This window comes from Nevskia ramosa DSM 11499, assembly GCF_000420645.1.
Taxonomy (GTDB): domain Bacteria; phylum Pseudomonadota; class Gammaproteobacteria; order Nevskiales; family Nevskiaceae; genus Nevskia; species Nevskia ramosa.
On sequence record NZ_ATVI01000007.1, the window covers coordinates 113,036 to 130,012 of the forward strand.

At 62.4% G+C, this 16,977-nt stretch carries 13 protein-coding genes; 8 read left to right on the plus strand and 5 right to left on the minus strand.

The window, feature by feature from the left end; all coding sequences use genetic code 11:
- Positions 1–22 precede the first annotated feature (22 nt).
- Both fadA and fadB read right to left on the minus strand, forming a co-directional pair.
- On the minus strand, positions 23–1,183 hold the full coding sequence (gene fadA, locus G513_RS0111915) for an acetyl-CoA C-acyltransferase FadA (RefSeq protein WP_022977074.1): 1,161 nt from the start codon (positions 1,181–1,183) through the stop codon (positions 23–25).
- Positions 1,184–1,218: 35 nt separating this feature from the next.
- Positions 1,219–3,381 (minus strand): fatty acid oxidation complex subunit alpha FadB, encoded by a 2,163-nt coding sequence (gene fadB / locus G513_RS0111920; RefSeq protein ID WP_022977075.1) that lies wholly within the window; start codon positions 3,379–3,381, stop codon positions 1,219–1,221.
- Positions 3,382–3,621: 240 nt separating this feature from the next.
- Here fadB and G513_RS22730 point away from each other — a divergent pair, with 240 nt between their 5' ends.
- Positions 3,622–4,518: a phasin family protein gene (locus G513_RS22730; protein WP_022977076.1), complete on the plus strand. Its 897-nt coding sequence runs from the start codon at positions 3,622–3,624 to the stop codon at positions 4,516–4,518.
- 106 nt (positions 4,519–4,624) lie between these two features.
- Complete coding sequence (locus G513_RS0111930; RefSeq protein WP_051144413.1) at positions 4,625–5,560, plus strand: metalloregulator ArsR/SmtB family transcription factor; 936 nt, start codon at positions 4,625–4,627, stop codon at positions 5,558–5,560.
- A 22-nt stretch (positions 5,561–5,582) separates the two neighbouring features.
- Here G513_RS0111930 and dnaQ read toward each other — a convergent pair whose 3' ends face one another.
- Positions 5,583–6,320 carry a DNA polymerase III subunit epsilon gene (gene dnaQ, locus G513_RS0111935; RefSeq protein ID WP_022977077.1) on the minus strand — a complete coding sequence of 246 codons (738 nt, stop codon included), beginning with the start codon at positions 6,318–6,320 and terminating at the stop codon, positions 5,583–5,585.
- 129 nt (positions 6,321–6,449) lie between these two features.
- On the opposite strand from dnaQ, the gene G513_RS24945 reads away from it, so the two are divergent.
- Together G513_RS24945 and G513_RS22740 are read left to right on the plus strand one after the other, a co-directional pair.
- Positions 6,450–8,624 (plus strand): Ig-like domain-containing protein, encoded by a 2,175-nt coding sequence (locus tag G513_RS24945; protein WP_084711496.1) that lies wholly within the window; start codon positions 6,450–6,452, stop codon positions 8,622–8,624.
- Positions 8,625–8,692: 68 nt separating this feature from the next.
- Positions 8,693–9,508: an OmpA family protein gene (locus tag G513_RS22740; RefSeq protein ID WP_022977079.1), complete on the plus strand. Its 816-nt coding sequence runs from the start codon at positions 8,693–8,695 to the stop codon at positions 9,506–9,508.
- 60 nt (positions 9,509–9,568) lie between these two features.
- Here the strand turns inward: G513_RS22740 and rnhA are convergent, their stop codons facing one another.
- Together rnhA and G513_RS0111955 are read right to left on the minus strand one after the other, a co-directional pair.
- A complete protein-coding gene (gene rnhA, locus G513_RS0111950) occupies positions 9,569–10,015 on the minus strand; it encodes a ribonuclease HI (protein ID WP_022977080.1) in 447 nt (148 codons plus the stop codon).
- A complete protein-coding gene (locus G513_RS0111955; protein WP_022977081.1) occupies positions 10,012–10,797 on the minus strand; it encodes a class I SAM-dependent methyltransferase in 786 nt (261 codons plus the stop codon). The genes rnhA and G513_RS0111955 overlap by 4 nt, the downstream gene beginning before the upstream one ends.
- Before the next feature lie 20 nt (positions 10,798–10,817).
- On the opposite strand from G513_RS0111955, the gene gloB reads away from it, so the two are divergent.
- From gloB to G513_RS0111975, 4 genes are read left to right on the plus strand one after another with little or no spacing between them, the layout of a single operon-like run.
- Positions 10,818–11,627, plus strand: a complete 810-nt coding sequence (gloB, locus tag G513_RS0111960; RefSeq protein ID WP_022977082.1) for a hydroxyacylglutathione hydrolase — start codon at positions 10,818–10,820, stop codon at positions 11,625–11,627.
- Between the two features lie 55 nt (positions 11,628–11,682).
- Positions 11,683–12,270 (plus strand): hypothetical protein, encoded by a 588-nt coding sequence (locus tag G513_RS0111965; RefSeq protein ID WP_156891616.1) that lies wholly within the window; start codon positions 11,683–11,685, stop codon positions 12,268–12,270.
- On the plus strand, positions 12,267–14,090 hold the full coding sequence (locus G513_RS0111970; RefSeq protein WP_022977084.1) for a tetratricopeptide repeat protein: 1,824 nt from the start codon (positions 12,267–12,269) through the stop codon (positions 14,088–14,090). The genes G513_RS0111965 and G513_RS0111970 overlap by 4 nt, the downstream gene beginning before the upstream one ends.
- A 47-nt stretch (positions 14,091–14,137) precedes the next feature.
- Positions 14,138–16,975 (plus strand): tetratricopeptide repeat protein, encoded by a 2,838-nt coding sequence (locus G513_RS0111975; RefSeq protein ID WP_022977085.1) that lies wholly within the window; start codon positions 14,138–14,140, stop codon positions 16,973–16,975.
- The last annotated feature ends 2 nt before the right edge of the window (positions 16,976–16,977 follow it).

Consider the following 16,977-nt stretch of genomic DNA (forward strand, 5'->3'; position numbering starts at 1 on the left):
TTTTTTACAGCTCAGCAAGCGATCAATGCAGGCGTTCGATGATCGTCGCCACGCCCTGACCCATGCCGATGCACATCGTCGCCAGACCGTAGCGGCCGCCCTGCTCGTTGAGCACATGAGCCAGCGCACCGGTGATGCGAGCACCGGAGCAACCCAGCGGATGGCCGAGCGCGATCGCCCCACCCTTCAGGTTGACGCGGTCCATGCGGTCGAGAATCTTCAGCTCGGTCATCACCGACAGCGCCTGTGCGGCGAAGGCTTCGTTCAGTTCGAAGTAGTCGATGTCGGCCAGGGTCAGGCCGGCGCGCTTCAGCGCCTTCAGGGTCGCCGGCACCGGGCCGCGGCCCATCGTTGACGGATCGCAACCGGCACTCGCCATCGACACGATGCGGGCCAGCGGCTTCAGACCCAGCGCCTTGGCCTTGTCGGCAGTCATCACCAGTACCGCCGACGCGCCATCGGACAGCGCCGAGCTGTTGCCGGCCGTGACCGAACCCTTCGGATTGAACGCCGGCTTCAGCTTGCCGAGGTCCTCGATATTGGCGTTGCCACGGACGACCTCATCGAAGTCGACGAGGATCGGCAGACCATCGGCATCATGTCCGGCGACCGGGACCATCTCGTTCTTGAAGCCGCCATTCTTCTGCGCAGCCGCCGCCTTCTGATGCGAGGCCAGCGCGAACTCGTCCTGCTTCAGACGGCTGAGCTGGAACGCTGTCGCCAGCATTTCGGCAGTCAGACCCATCATCGCCGCCGCTTTCGCAGTAGTGACCGACAGTTCCGGGTTGCCGTCGAAGTTGTAGTCCATCGGTACATGGCCCATGTGTTCGACACCGCCGCAGATGAAGATTTCACCGGCTCCGGCCTGGATCGCGCCGACCGCCGAATGGATCGCGGTCATCGACGAACCGCAGAGGCGATTGACGGTCTGGCCCGACACTTCGATCGGCAGGCCGGCGAGCAGCGAAGCCTGGCGGGCGATGTTGAAGCCCTGCTCTTTGGTCTGCTGCACGCAGCCCCAGATCACGTCTTCGATTTCCTTCGGGTTGACGGCCGGATTGCGCTTCATCAGCGCCTTGATCAGTTCGGCCGACAGGTTCTCGGCGCGGACATTGCGAAACACGCCGGCTTTCGAGCGGCCCATCGGGGTGCGGACGGCATCAACGATGACGACATCAGTCATTTCAAGTCTCCTGGATTCAGTTCGGGGCGGCGCGCTTAGAGCGGGTAGTACCGCTGGCCGGCGGCGGCCATGGCCTTCATCGTTGCGGTCGGTTCGTAGAGCTTGCCGAGCGGGGCGTACTTCGCGCACTTCTCGATCAGGTTGGCGAGGCCGATGGAATCGGCGTACTTCAGCGCGCCCCCCAGATGCGGCGGGAAGCCGACGCCCATGATCAGACCCATGTCGGCCTCGTTCGCGGTGTCGACGATCTTTTCCTCGAGGCAGCGAGCGGTTTCGATGATCATCGGGATCATCAGGCGCTCCATGATTTCCTCGTCGCCGAAATCCTTGGTGCCGTTCGGCTGGACCTGAGCGATCAGCTCGTAGGTGTCGGCAACGACGACCTTCTTCGGCTTGCCCTTCGGATCGGTCTCGTACTTGTAGAAGCCGATGCCGTTCTTCTGGCCGTAGCGCTTGGCCTCGTACATCACGTCCAGTGCAGTCTTGAACTCGCGGCCCATGCGGTCTGGATAGCCTTCGGCGAGCACGTCACCAACGTGATGCGAAGTGTCGATGCCGACCACGTCCTGCAGGTAGCTCGGGCCCATCGGCCAGCCAAAAGCTTCCGCTGCCTTGTCCATCTTCTGGTAGTCGGCACCGTCGCGGAGCAGCAGGCTCCAGCCACCGAAGTACGGGAACAGGATGCGATTGACCAGGAAGCCCGGGCAGTTGTTGACCACGATCGGCGTCTTGCCCATCGCGCTGGCGTAAGCAACGATGGTCGCGACCGCTTCTGGCGAAGTCTTGGCACCCTTGATGACCTCGACCAGCGGCATCTTGTGCACCGGGTTGAAGAAGTGCATGCCGAGGAAATTCTCGGGGCGCTTCAGATCGGCGGCTAATAGGTCGATCGAGATCGACGAGGTGTTCGAGGCGATCACTGTATCGGCGCGGACGATGTTCTCGACGTCGGCCAGTACCGCCTTCTTGACCTTCGGGTTCTCGACGACCGCTTCGACAACTACGTCAACGGCACCGAAATCGCCGTAGTTCAGGGTCGGACGAATCGTCGACAGCACCGCACCAGCCTTCTCAGGCGTCATCTTCTTGCGGCCGACCTGGGCCGAAAGCAGCTTGTTCGCTTCGTTCATGCCGAGGTCCAGCGCCTTGTCGGCGATGTCCTTCATGATCACCGGCGTACCGCGCGAAGCGCTCTGGTAAGCGATGCCGCCGCCCATGATGCCGGCACCGAGCACCGCGCCCTGCTTCACCGGGCGGGCGATCTTCGAATAGGCCTTGCCCTTCTTCTTCAGCAACTGGTCATTCAGGAACAGGCCGATCAGCGAATCGGCCGCCTGGGTCTTGGCCAGCTTGGCGAAGGTGGCGGATTCGATCGCGATCGCATCATCACGAGTCTTGCCGGCGCCCTTCTGGATCGCTGTCACGGCCGCAACCGGCGCCGGGAAATGCTTGCCGGCCTTGCCGGCGATGAACCCCTTGGCGGTCTCGAAGACCATTGCCGCTTCGATCGGGCCGAGCTTCAGCTTGCCGGTCTTCTGGGCGCGGCGCGCCTTCCAGTCGAAAGCGCCGCTCTGGGCCAGTGCCAGCAGCTTGAGCGCGGCTTCGCGGGTTTTTTCGGGTGGCACGACGGCATCGACGGCCTTGATCTTCAGTGCCGCATCCGGCTTCGCCGCTTCACCGCCGGCAATCCATTCGATCGCGTTGTCGGCTCCAACCAGGCGCGGGAAGCGCACCGTGCCGGCGAAGCCCGGGATGATGCCGAGCTTCACTTCCGGGAAACCGATGCTGGCCTTGGCCGAGATCACGCGGTAGTCGGTGGTCAGCGCCATCTCGAAACCGCCGCCGAGTGCGATGCCATTGATCGCTGTGACGCTCGGGAACGGCAGATCCTCGATCGTGGAGAACACCTTATTGGTCTCGATCGCCCACTTGGCGATCTCTTCTTCCGGCAGCTGGAAACTCTTGCCGAATTCGGTGATGTCGGCACCGACGATGAAGACGTCCTTGCCGCTGGTGACGATCAGGCCCTTCAAGCTCGCGTCAGCAGTGAGCAGGCTACCCGCTTCCTTCAGTTCAGCGATGGTCGCAGCGTCGAACTTGTTGACCGACTCGTTCTGGCGGTCGAACTTCAACTCGGCGCAGACCGTATTGTTCGGGCCGTCAAACCGCGTGACCTGGATCGATTTGCCTTGATACATGGGGCGTGAGTCCTCTTGGGGTTGTACGAAAGCTTCGGCTCGGCCAGTTTGAAAGGCCATGCGGTACCGTATGGAAGACGCATTATACGCGTCTTGCCCTGCCGGATTGCCAACGATGTCCGGACACTGAAAGCAGCGATCAGTGCATCCGGCAATGTTCTTGCAACTACTTGTTTTGACGCTGTTGTCAACGCCCACCTAGAATCGAACCCTCGTTCACCGTACAGGGGGTAACGCGACATGGCTGACAAGAAGACTTTCACCAAGCCCATCAACGATCTGCTCGAGATCGTCCGGCAGTCGCTGGACACGCTCAGCAACGCCAACCAGATCGTTTACGGCGGCGTGCAGAAGCTGGCCGATGCCGAATTGAAGGCGCTGAACGACTATTACAAGGCCGCCGTTGCCTCGTTGAAGAAGGCGCAGGGCGACAAGAACATCAAATCCGCTGCCCAGAAGCAGGCGACCCTGCTACAGGACGCGGTGAGCAAGCTGATCGACAACGCCCGCGCGTCGCTGGTCGTGGTCTCCGATGCTCGCGCCGAACTCGCGAAGCTGGTGAAGGGTGGCAAGGGCGGCGCGCCGCTGTCGATTGCCCGTCTCGAAAAAGCCATCAAACCGGCGCAGAAAGCGCTCGCCAAGATCAAGGCCGACGCCCAGAAGGCCGGCAAGAGCGCCAGCGACACGGTCAAGAGCGCCAAGAAGGACATCAAGACCGAAGTCGGCAAGGTCGAAAAAACTTTGAAGGCTGACGTGAAAGCCGCCAAGAAGACGGTCAAGGCTGAGGCCAGCAAGATCGAGAAAACCGTCAAGGCCGACGTCAAGGCGGTCAAGAAAGTCGTCAAGGCAGTCGAGACGAAGGTGGTCAAGACTGCCAAGTCCGTCGAGAAGACCGTCGAAGACGCCGCCAAGGCCGGTGTTGCCGAAGCCAAGAAGATTGTCAGCCGCGCAGTACCGACGCCGTCGCCGAATTCGCGCGCCAGCCGCGCGACCAGCGCCGCGAAGAAGGTCGTCACCAAAGTCACCGCCAGCGCCGAGAAAGCAGTCGACGCGGCCAAGGCCGGTGCCGAATCTGCTTCCGCGAAAGTCAGTGCCGCGGTGAACTCGGCCGTCGATGCGGTCAAGTCGCAGGGTTGATCCGGAGCTGTGCCGCGGTTGATTGCGGCGTTAGCCTGTCCCTACGCCAAGCCTGCCGACAGGTCGTCGGCAGGCTTTTTTATTGCTGTCGCATCACCATCGCCGAATGAAACTGAGCATCGCGCAAAGTACCGAACTGTGGCGTCTGCTTGCCGATGCCAGCCGGCTACGCCTGCTCCTGCTGCTGGAGGCGCATCAGCTATCGGTTGCCGAGCTGACCGAAATCACCGGGCTGGCGCAAAGCCGGGTGTCGACCCACCTTGGGCGCCTGAAGCGTGCCGGTCTTGTCCAAGCTGGGCGCAGCGGTGGCGGTGCGCTCTATTCCTTGAGTCCGGATTGCGGTCGCGCCTCCGAACTGTGGGCGGTGATGCGTGAACGGCTTGAAGACCCGCAGGCTCAGCTTGATCGCGAACGTGCCAGCGAAGTGGTTCGGGTTCGCAAGCACGGCCAGACCTGGGCGGAATCGGTCGCCGGCCGCATGGAGCTGCACTATTCCCCCGGCCGGACTTGGGAAGCGACGGCGCGCGCATTGATCGGCCTGCTCGATCTTGGCGACGTGCTCGATGTCGCTTCCGGCGACGGCGTACTGGCCGAATTGATCGCCGAGCGCGCGCGCAGCGTCGCCTGTGCCGACATCAGCGCCAAGGTGCTCGGCGCCGCCAGACGACGCCTCGGCGATCCGCGCAACGTAGCTTTCACCCAGGCCGACATGAGCCAGCTGCCCTACCGCGACGCCAGCTTCGACCATGTCTTTCTGATGCATGCGCTGACTTACGCGCGCAAGCCTGAGGCAGTGCTCGCCGAAGCCGCGCGCTGCCTGCGTCCGGGTGGACGTCTGATCATCGCGACCCTGAGCGCGCATCAACATGAAGCGGCGATGCAGGCCTACGACCACGTCAATCTCGGCGTGACCGCCGAGATGCTCGGCAAGTGGCTGGGCAAGGTAGGACTCGACGTCGAACTATGCCGGATCACCTCGCGCGATCCACGTCCTCCGTACTTCGAAGTGGTGAGCGCGCTGGCTCGACGCGCTTTGGCCTGAGCATGTGCCGTAACGAAAACCTTCAGCCCGAGGGCAGCGACGCCTGAGCGAGTTCTCCGTCCCACAAGCGCTTGCCACTCTTCTTGACGATGTACTGCAGGCGTTCGACGTGAGCGACAAGTTCTTCATCACTGGCGCGGATCACCCGAAGCGGCCGGCTCAGATCGGTGGTGAAGGCTGCAGCAGTCTCGGCCGCCGTGGGATCGCGCCGGCCTCCGGTCGGCTCGCTGATCAGGCCCAGAGCCGCCTGGCCGCCGGTCATCGCCAGATAGACCTCGGCCAGCAAGCGGGCATCGAGCAGCGCGCCGTGCAGTTCGCGATGCGAGTTGTCGATGCCATAGCGCCTGCACAAGGCATCGAGACTGGCCTTCTGCCCCGGGTGCAGTCGCTTGGCCATTCGCACGGTATCGGTCACCGTGCACAGGCTCGCGATCCGTTCGGGACGTCCGGCTCGCTCGAGTTCCTTGTCCATGAAGCCGACGTCGAACGCGGCGTTATGAATCAGCAACTCGGCACCGCGCAGAAATTCGATGACCTCGTCGGCGATCTGATGAAAGCGCGGCTTGTCGGCAAGGAACTCCGTGGTCAATCCATGCACGGCCAGCGCGCCCGGGTCGCTATCCCGTTCCGGGTTCAAGTACCAGCGTTGTTCAGCGGTGACCTTGCGGTCACGCAACTCGATGCAACCGATCTCGATGACTCGGTGTTCGCGTGCCTCGAGTCCGGTGGTTTCAGTATCGAGCAGGATCTGACGGCTCATGGTTTCTGCTCTTTTCGAAAGCGAACGAAGATCATATAAACGACATCGGGGCGTTAAACAGACCGTTTAAATTAGGTACATTCACAGGCGTACGACAGTACACTCCGTACATTGACAGCTGCCAAGGTCATGGAGCCGCTGCAATTTAACCCCGTCACGCTCAGGTTGGTCGCGATGACATCGTCATCAAACCAACCGTTTTCACAAATCAACAACCAGATCGAGATCTGCCCAATGCGCGATCGTAAACTTCATTTTAGAACCATCGGCAACTGGCTGGCGCTTATGCTGCTGGCGACCTTGGTGTCCGCCTGCGGCGAGAACCAGACCGGCGACGTCACACCGCCGACAGTTATCGCTACTTCGCCAATCAATACCCAGACCGGCGTGCCGGTGTCGACCACCGCCGTAACGGCAACGTTCAGCGAGTCGATCAACCCCGCAACGATCAATGGCGCCAGCTTCCTGCTGACCGCTGGAGAAGGCGGCGCTGTAGCCGGCACGGTTTCCTACGCTGGCGTCGTCGCGAGCTACACGCTCGCCGCGCCGCTCGCGCCGAATACGACGTATACGGCGACCATCACCACCGCCGTCCTCGATCTTGCGGAGAACGCGCTGGCCAGCAATTTCACCTGGCAGTTCACCACCGGTGCACTTCCCGATACGACTCCGCCGCAGGTCAATGCGGTTGATCCTGCCGACGCGTCGACCGATGTGCCGAGCAACCGCCGTATAGTGGCGACGTTCAGCGAAGCCATCGATCCTGCTTCGCTCGACGTCAACAGCTTCACGCTGACCGGCCCGGGCGGCACGCCTGTAGCGGGCACGGCCGGGGTTTCCGGCTCGGTGCTGACCTTCACGCCGGGCAATGGCACAACCACTGCCCAACTGCAGAACAACGTTGAATACACGGCCACTCTGGCAGCCGGAATCACGGATCTCTCCGGCAATCCGCTGGCAACCGCGTTTACCTGGAAGTTCAGAACGGGTGTGATCGACGACACCACGTCGCCAACGATCGTACTGACCGACCCGTTTGCTGGCGAAGTCGGTACCCCGGTCAACGCCCAGGTCACTGTGACCTTCAGCGAAGTGATCAATACGGCCACCCTGACGGCTACCAGCTTCACGGTCACCGACCCTAGCAACGCCGCGGTCCCAGGCACGATCACGTATTCCGGCAATTCGGCAACCTTCACGCCTAGCGCACCACTGGCGGCCTCGACGCTGTTCACGGTGACGGTGTCCAATGCAGTGACGGATCTCGCTGGCAACGCGCTGATCGGTTCGGCCATCCAGAACCCGTACCAGTTCACGACCGGTCTCGCGCCGGACGTGACGCCGCCGTTCGTCAACCTGACGTCGCCTCCTGCGGCGGCCACGGACGTGTGCATCAACTCGACGATAAACGCTCGCTTCAACGAGACGATTGATGCCAACACGATCAATGCGGCCAGCTTCATAGTGAAGGCGCCGAGCGGAGCCCAGGTACCGGGAGCCGTGACCTACAACGCCACCACACGTGTTGCGACATTCCGTCAGTCCGAGAACTTCATCGCCGATACGGTTTACACGGTGACGGTCACCAATGCAGTCACCGACAGGGCCGGGAATGCGCTGGTAGCCGGTACGGTGCCGAACCCTTGGACGTTCAGGGTTGGGCCGACGAACACCGTGTGCCAGCTACCTGTACCGCTGCGTTCGCTGGTGAGCTTCGCGTTGGTGTCGGGAAATGGCCTCAACAATACCGCTGGGCCGACCACCGTCACCGGTGATATTGGTTTGGCACCGATCACCACCTGCACGATGTGCGCAGCGCCTGATCTCGTGTTGAACGGTACGCTTTACTCCAACACGGCTACCGCAACTCAGGCGAAGGCAGATCTTCAGCTGGCCTTTGACGACGCTCATGGTCGCCCCACCGGCCCCGCCACCCCGGCACTCGGCGGGCTGACTCTGACCCCGGGCGTTTACAGCTCGGCAACGACCATGGCCATCGCTGATGACGCCACGCTGACGCTCGACGCATTGGGTGACAGCAACGCGGTCTGGGTCTTCCAGGTCGGTACCGATCTGACTTTCGGAGCACGCTCGCAGATCGTTCTGGCCAACGGTGCGGTTGCGACGAACGTGTTCTGGGTCGTCGATGGCGCTATCACCACTGGTAGCGGTGCTGTCACCGGCGGCACGCTGATGGCAACCAACTCGATCAATCTCGGAAACGGCACGCGGATCTTCGGAAGGGCCTTGTCCTTCGGCGATCTGATCGTGCGTCGCGCAACGATCAACACCTCCGCGCCATAAGCCTTCCGACGCCCAAAGACACAGGGAATATTCATGAACAAGAAAATGACCGTCAGCCCAAGAAGCTGGTGCCATTCATCGCGATCGGCGCCGGCCGCTACAACATCGACGTCCCCGATCTCAATCGGCCGAAGACCAACAAGACGCTGGCCGAATACGGTGGCGGCCTCAAGTATTTCGTCGGCCCAGACTTCGCGCTGCGTGCCGACATTCGCCACGTACTCGGCTTCAGCCCGTCGATCGGCAACTTCGAGTACAGCTTCGGCGTGACTTGGGAAATCGGTGGCGTGAGGCCGGCAGTTCTCCCGGTCAAGGAAGTGGTGCCGCAGGTTTGCGAATCCTGCGCGCCGCCGCCGCCTCGGGTCGACAGCGACGGCGATGGTGTCGAAGATGCGCTCGACAAGTGCCCGAATACGCCAAAGGGATTCAGAGTCGACTCCACGGGTTGCGTCATTGAGCAGACCGTCGTGCTCCGTGCGGTCAACTTCGTTCTCGACGGTTACGAACTGACGGCTCCGGCAAAGGCAACGCTCGATGAGGTGTCGTCGATCCTGGTAGCCCAGCCGACGCTGTCGCTCCAGGTCAGTGGCCATACCGATTCCACCGGCTCGGATCAGTACAACCAGAAGCTGTCGCAGCGTCGTGCGGACTCCGTGCGGACTTACCTGATCAGCAAGAACGTCGATGCTTCACGCGTGATCGCCAAGGGCTATGGCGAAAGCGAGCCGATCAGCAGCAATGAGTCTCCGGAAGGCCGAGCCGACAATCGTCGTGTCGAGTTCAAGCTGCTCGACAAGCCTTCGTTCGTGAAGGTCTACAACGAAGAATCGTCGCGGGCTTCGAAGAACGCCGCCAAGAAGTCGGGCAAGAAGACCAAGAAGTAAGCAGGTACGTTCCCGGGCCATGCCGATCGGCATGGCCCGGGAACGTTTATCGGTCAGTGCTCAGGCTTTCGCGGACTGAGCCAGTTCGAGGCCCTTGTTGGCGAGACGGTCAGCGTTCTCGTTGCCGGCGTCGCCAGAATGGCCCTTGACCCAACGCCAGTCGATCTGGTGTCGGGCAGCCGCAACATCAAGCCGTTGCCATAAATCCTGGTTCTTGACGGGCTTCTTGTCGGCCGTCTTCCAACCGCGTTTCTTCCAGCTAGGCAGCCACTCTGTCAATCCCTGCAGCACGTACTTGGAGTCCGTGTGCAGCGTCACCGTGCACGCCTCCCGCAGAGACTCCAGCGCGCTGATCGCTGCCATCAACTCCATGCGGTTATTGGTGGTCGGCGCTTCGCCGCCACAGAGCTCCTTCAGATGCTCCCCATATTGAAGAGAGACGCCCCAGCCGCCCGGGCCAGGGTTACCGCGGCAAGCGCCGTCGGTGTAAGCAATGACTGCTTTCATTCAGCGGGAGTATTGAGATCCGGTGCGGCAGCAGGCGTAGCGGCAATACCACCGAGCGCGCGGCCGACTAACTGCTTGACCTGGGCACGCGGCAGACGGGTGATCATCGACATCGGGATTACCCGCTTCTTGGCGACGATCAGGTAACCCTCGGCGAGCGGCGTCGCCAGACTGGCCACCGTGAACGGCTCACCTGCAGTGCGCGCATCGGTCCACGGAAAGCCGACTCCGAAACGACGCAGCTCGGTGATTTCGAAATCCAGCAGTTCCAGCCAGTCAGCAAGCCGGCCGGCGCTGTGGAAACGAGCGCCCGGCGGAAAGGCCCGGGCACCCATGCCGAGCACGCGTCGCAGGCCCCAGAGACTCCAAGGATTGAAGCCGAGAATCAGCAGGCGGCCACGATCGCTGAGGATGCGATTAACCTCGCGCAGCAGGTTATGTGGTGACGGCGTGAATTCCAGCGTGTGCGGCAGCAGCACGGCGTCGACGCTGCGCTCCATGATCGGCAAGGCATCGGGCTGGGTCACGGCCTGGGCATCACCCAGACTGTCGATCAGCGTGCCGAGCACGGCGCGATGCAGCATGTCTGCGGAAGCGAGCAGCTCACCATCGCCCCAGTTGCCGATCTGCAGGCAATGCCGGCCGAAAAGATTCGGCAGCACGCGCGCCAGTTCACGCTCCTCGAGCCCCAACAGACGCTTGCCGCGCGGGCTGGCGAGCCAGGTTTTCAGGGCTTGACGGTTGAACGGCTGGCCGCCGCTGACCGCTAGACGGTTAGGCATGGTTGACGTACCGACGCGCTATGAAGACGATGGCGCCCATGATAACCGTCACTGCCCTGCCCGCGTTCACCGACAACTACCTCTGGCTGCTCGAACGCGACGGCCACGCGGCCATCGTCGACCCGGGTGATGCCTCCGTCGTCAGCCAGGCGCTCGCGTCTCGCGGCCTCGTGCTCGACGCGATTCTGATCACCCATCATCATCCCGACCATATCGGTGGACTCGCAGCATTGGCGGCCGAAACCGGCGCCGTGGTCTATGGCCCGCGCGCCGAGAGCGCAAAGATCAAGGGCTTGACGGTGCTGCTCGACGACGGCGATCAGGTCAGCCTTCGCAGTCTCGGCGTCAGCTTGAACGTGCTCGCCGTGCCGGGACACACACTGGGTCACATCGCCTACTTCGAGCCGACGCAGCGTCTGCTGTTCTGCGGAGATACCTTGTTCATCGGCGGCTGCGGCCGGCTGTTCGAGGGCACGCCTGCACAGATGCAGCATTCGCTCGCCCGTCTCGCCGATCTGCCGGGAGATACGGCGGTCTACTGCGCGCACGAGTACACCTTGTCGAACTACGATTTCATCGCGACAGTCGAGCCGGACAATGCCTCTGTTGCCCACGAATTCACTCGTCTGCAGGCCTTGCGCGCAGCTGGCCGGGCGACGGTGCCGGGCACCATCGCCGGCGAACGCGCGCGCAACCCTTTCCTCCGCAGCAGCGCGCCCGAACTGGCCGCCGCAATGACTGCGCGGACCGGGCAAGCGATGGCTGATTCCGTGGAAGTTTTTGCGGCTTTGCGCCGCTTGAAAGACGGACACGTACCGCGCATCCGCTGAACGCACAGTCTGTTTCCGTAGGCCGCGAACCATTTGCTAGACTCGCGCCTCTTCAATGCTCCCTGCCCAGAAAACGAACATGGCTTTCCGCTCGCCGAGCCGCTTGTTTTTGTGCACCTTGATCGCCTGCCTGCCTGCTGCAGTGCATGCGGCTCCGCCTCAGCCCGCCGACCCGGCGGTGCTCGAAATAGACCGGACGCTCCAGGTGCTGAAGTCGGAAGTTTTCGACATCAATCAACAAGCGATACGCACGGAGGACGCCTTCCTCTATCCGGAGCAAACCCGGGTGACGATCTATGTCGGCGTCGACGCGCCGGGTCTGCTGCTCGACGAAGTCGTGGTCACCGTCGATGGCAACGAGCCGGTTCGCCGAAAGCTCGAGGTCACCGAAGCCGTGGCCTTGCAGCGTCGCGGCCTGTATCGGGCACTACGCTTGAACATCACGCCGGGTGCGCACCGCATGTGGGCCGAATTCACCGGTCGCTACGCCGACACCGGCGCTGATGGCCAGCGCATGCGCGGCCGGTATGAAGCGGTGTTCGACAAGACTGATCGGGCATCCGATCTCGAAATTCTGATTTCAACGCCGGGCCTTGGTATGCAGCCGACCATGGCGCTGCGCGACTGGAGACCGTCGCGATGATCCGCAGCATTCTTTGCACCGCCTTGCTGACGGCGTCGATTCCAGCGCTGGCCATCGATCGCTACGAACCGGGCAGCGCCAACGATCCACACGTTCGCGCCGCCGAGTTCCTGATGGGCGACCAGCGCTATTTCAGCGCGTCGACCGAACTGCTGCAGCTGCTCGGCGAGAAGCCGGATCGCCAGCTGTCGAAGGTCTACTTCCGGCGTCTTGCCGACGCCACGCTGAACTTCGGCGTCGAACAGCGCGCGAGCACGATCTACCGGGAACTGGTGCCGGAGCCGAGCACGGCGCTGTCGCTGGCACGCGCACGCCTCAAGCTGGCGGAATTCGACTACCAGCGCGGCAAGCTCGCGGAAGCGATCGCTGAACTTGAAGCGATGAAGCCGCAGCTTCCGAAGCAGGCCACGCTGGAATGGCAGGATCTGCTCGGCCGCGCTCTGCTGGGCCAAGGCCGCTACAAGGAAGCGGCCGCGGTGCTCGCCGAACTCAAGGATGCCGGTCTGCAGCGTGCCTTCACGCGCTACAACTACGGTGTCGCACTGATCAAGGACGGCCGCGTCACTCAAGGCCTGACCGTGCTCGACAAGGTCGGGCAGATCGATGCAGACGATCCGGACGAACTGGCGGTCCGCGACAAGGCCAATCTGGCACTTGGTTACTACTTCCTGCGCAACCAGCAGGGTGGCTCGGCAATCGGCGTGCTGCAGCGGGTGCGCAGCGATGGTCCATTGTCGAATCGCGCCCTGCTCGGTCTCGGCTGGGCTTATCTGGCACCTGGCGGCAAGGGGCAGAAAAAGTCAGGTGAAGAGGAGTCAAGCATCTCCAAGAGCCTGTCGACCATCGGCGTGTTGCTGCGCCCCGGCTTTCTCGGTGACGACGTCTACAAGCGTGCCGGTCTCCAGAGCTTCCGGCTGACCAAGGCATCGGCTGACGAAGAGGCTGCGCTGAAGCGCGCGCTGGTGCCTTGGGTGGAACTCGCCACGCGCGACACGATCGACCCTGCCGTGCAGGAAGTGCTGCTGGCGATCCCGTTCACGCTCGACAAGCTCGGCGCCCATCTGCAGTCGGAAGCGTTCTACCAGCGTGCGATCGATGCGCTCACTGCAGCGCGCAAGAACCTTGATCTGAGCGCTGCTTACGTTCGCAGCGGCCGCATGATTTCGACGATGGTCCGGCGCACGCAGAATGTCGAATCCGGTTGGGACTGGGAGCTGAAGGATCTGCCGGACGCCCAGGAAACCTATTACCTGCAGCGCCTGATCGCCGAGAATCGCTTTCAGGAGCCGCTGAAGAACTATCGTGATGCCTTGCTGCTGAAGCGCAATCTCGAAGCGTGGAAAGATCGCATGGCCGATGCCCAGGCCGGCTGGCTGGCCCGGAAGGGACCGGCAGTGTCGACCGAACAGTTGCTGAGCCTGCAGATCAGCAAGCAGAAGGAAGCGCCGAAGGTGATCACTCCCGGTGTACCGCCAGCGCCGGTAAGTCTGCGCCTCAGCGAAACACTGAGCGCCGCCGATTTCGCAACGGTCTCGGCAACGCCGCCGTTGATCGATTCGCCGATCATCCTGCTGGCTGCCCAAGCTCCGCCCTCGGCCGCTTACAGCGGTGTCTACGAACGCATGAACGCACTGAAGGGACGCATCGACGAACTGTTGCCGCGCGTCGATACCACCGCGAAGGCACAGGGCAAACTGATCGAGAAGCTGGCACTCGATAACCTCGCCGATCAGCGCCGTTACACCGAGAAGTATCTGATCGAAGCCCGCTTTGCCATGGCCCGTGTCTATGACCGGCAGCTCAAGGGAGTGTCGCCCTGATGCGCTCCAATCTGCCCCCCAATCCCCGCTTGAAGCTGGCTAGCGGCATGCGGTCACCACTGGCGATGTCGGTGGCTGCCCTGTTCCTGGCCAGTTGCGCAGCGTCGCAGCCGAAGGACATCTCTCCGCCGATTCGCACGCTGACCAAGCAGTCAACGCCGGCCGAAGACAAGCTGCCGGTGATCCGTTCCGAAGCGGTGACCACCGATCCGGAAAAGGCACTGGAGAACTATCGCGAACTGCTGAAGCTGAAGCCGGATGACGATACTCGCGTCGAGGCGATGCGCCGCCTTGCGGATCTGCAGCTTCAGGTCGAGGACAGCAAGGGCAATTCGGATCCGGTTGCCATCGGCAAATCGATCACCGTCTACAAGATGCTGCTGGCCGAGCGTCCGAACGATCGCAACAACGATCGGCTGCTCTATCAGCTGTCACGTGCCTACCAGAACAACAACCAGATCGAAGAGGCGATCGCGACACTGCGCCGACTCGGCGAGCTGTATCCCACTTCGAACCTGATCGGCGACGCACGTTTCCGCAGTGCGGAAATCCTTTACGGTCTCGGCCGCTACGACGAAGCCGAGAAGGACTATCAGTTCGTGCTCGGCCTCGGCACCACGACCACCTTCTTCGAATCGGCCCAGTACAAATACGGCTGGACGCTGTTCAAGCAGAGCAAGTACGACGCCTGCCTGCCGATCTTCTTCACGATTCTCAATCGCGAACTGCCAGCGGGTGAGCTGGAAGATCCAGACGCTGCATTGAAGGCTGTCGGCAAGGACAAGGCCGAATTCGCATCGTCGAGCCTGCGCGTATCGAGCCTCGCCTTTGCCGCCCTCGGCGGTGGTAACGCGATCAACGATTACTTCACGCGCAGCGCCAAGGTGCCTGGCGGCGGCGAGCCGCGTTTCTATCCGCTGGTCTATAACGCGCTCGGCGATCTGTTCATCGAGAAGCGCCGCTACAGCGATGCTGCCGTCAGCTACGCCGCGTTCATCAGCCGCTACCCGAGCCACCCCAGCGCGCCGAAGTTCCAGAGCCGCGTGATCACCGCCTATCAGGATGGTGGCTTCAACGATCTCGTCGTCCGTGAAAAGGAGCGTTACGTCACCGCCTACGCGCCTGGCGCGCCTTACTGGACCGGCCGTCAGCCGAGCCCTGAAGTGCTGACCACGGTCCGCGCAAGCTTCGAGGATCTGGGTCGTCACTATCAGGCTCGTGCGCAGGCTGGCCAGCAGGCAGGTCGCACCGCCGAAGCCACGAAGGACTTTCTCGCTGCTGCCGGTTGGTATCAGAAGATCCTGAGCAACTTCCCGTCCGATCCGAAGATTCCCGAAGTGAATCTGCTCTACGCCGATTCCCTGTTCGATGGCGGCCGTACGGCAGATGCCGCAAATCAGTATCTGAAGACTGCTTACAGCTACGGCAACCATCCCAAGGCTTCCGAAGCTGCGTATGCGGCCGTGCAGGCCTGGCAGCGTCTGGTCAAGGAAGTGCCTGCCGCTGAAAGGCCAGCCGCGCTGCGGCAGTCGATCGACGCCAGCCTGAAGCTGGCAGACACCTTCCCTGCACATCCGCAGTGGACGGTTGTCGTGACTCGCGCCACGCAGGATCTTTTCGAAATCAAGGCGCTCGACGAGGCAGTGAAGCTTGCCGAACGGCTGATTGCACACACGCCGGCAGCCACGCCTGATCAACGCCGTATCGTGCTCGGTGTGGTTGCGGATGCCCGCTTCGCCCAGGCTCGTTATCCGGAAGCCGAAGCTGCGTACGGCAACCTGCTGACCTTGCTGGCACCGAGCGCACCAGAGCGCAGGGTCGTCGCCGACCAGCTCGCCGCATCGATCTACAAGCAGGGCGAAGCAGCGCGCACCGCCGGCAATCTGCGTGCAGCAGCCGATGCCTTCCTGAGAGTCGGCGCAACGGTGCCGGATGCCGCCATTCGCCCGAATGCCGATTACGACGCCGCCAGCGCCTACCTGTCGCTTGAAGATTGGCAGAAAGCGGCGACGACCCTCGAAGGTTTCCGCACCCGCTATCCGACCAATCCGCTGGTTTCAGACGTCGACAAGAAGCTCGCAGCGACGTACCAGAAGGACGGCAAGCCGGCTGCAGCTGCCGCCACCTTCGCGCGCATTTCACAGCGCACGACTGAAACGCCGGAGACCCGTCGCGAATCGGCATGGCTGGCGGCAACCCTGTACGACGAAGCGAAGATGGCGGCGCCGGCCGGCAAGGCTTACGAGTACTACGTCAGCAACTTCACACAGCCCGTCGAGCGCAGCTCCATCGGCCGTCGCCGCCTCGCCGATCTGTCCCTGGCAGCGAATGACAAGGGCCGTTACCTTTACTGGCTCAACGAACTGGTCAAGGCCGATGCCGGTGCCGGCGCCGGACGTACCGATGCCAGCAAGCTGGTGGCCGCCCAGGCCAGCCTGGAACTGGCGATGTCGGCCGCGCAGGATGCTCGCAACATCAAGCTGACCCTGCCGGTCGAGAAGAGCCTGCTGGTCCGCAAGAACGCGACCGAAGCCGCTGTTCAGGCGCTGAATCGCTCGGCGGCCTATGGCTTTGCCGATACGACGACTGCAGCCACCTACGAGTTGGGCGTGGTCTATCAGGATTTCAGCCGTGCCCTGCTTGAATCCGAACGGCCGAAGAATCTGAAGGCAGACGAGCTCGAACAGTACAGCCTGCTGCTGGAAGAGCAGGCTGATCCGTTCGTTCAGAAAGCCATCGAAGCCCACGAAGCCAATTTGAAACGTATCAGCCAGAACCTGTGGAATGCGTCGATCGCCAAGAGCGTCAAGGCACTCGGCGAGCTGGCTCCAGCGAAGTACGGCAAGCGCGAAATTCGCGAGGACTCCTATGACACCCTGCGCTGAGC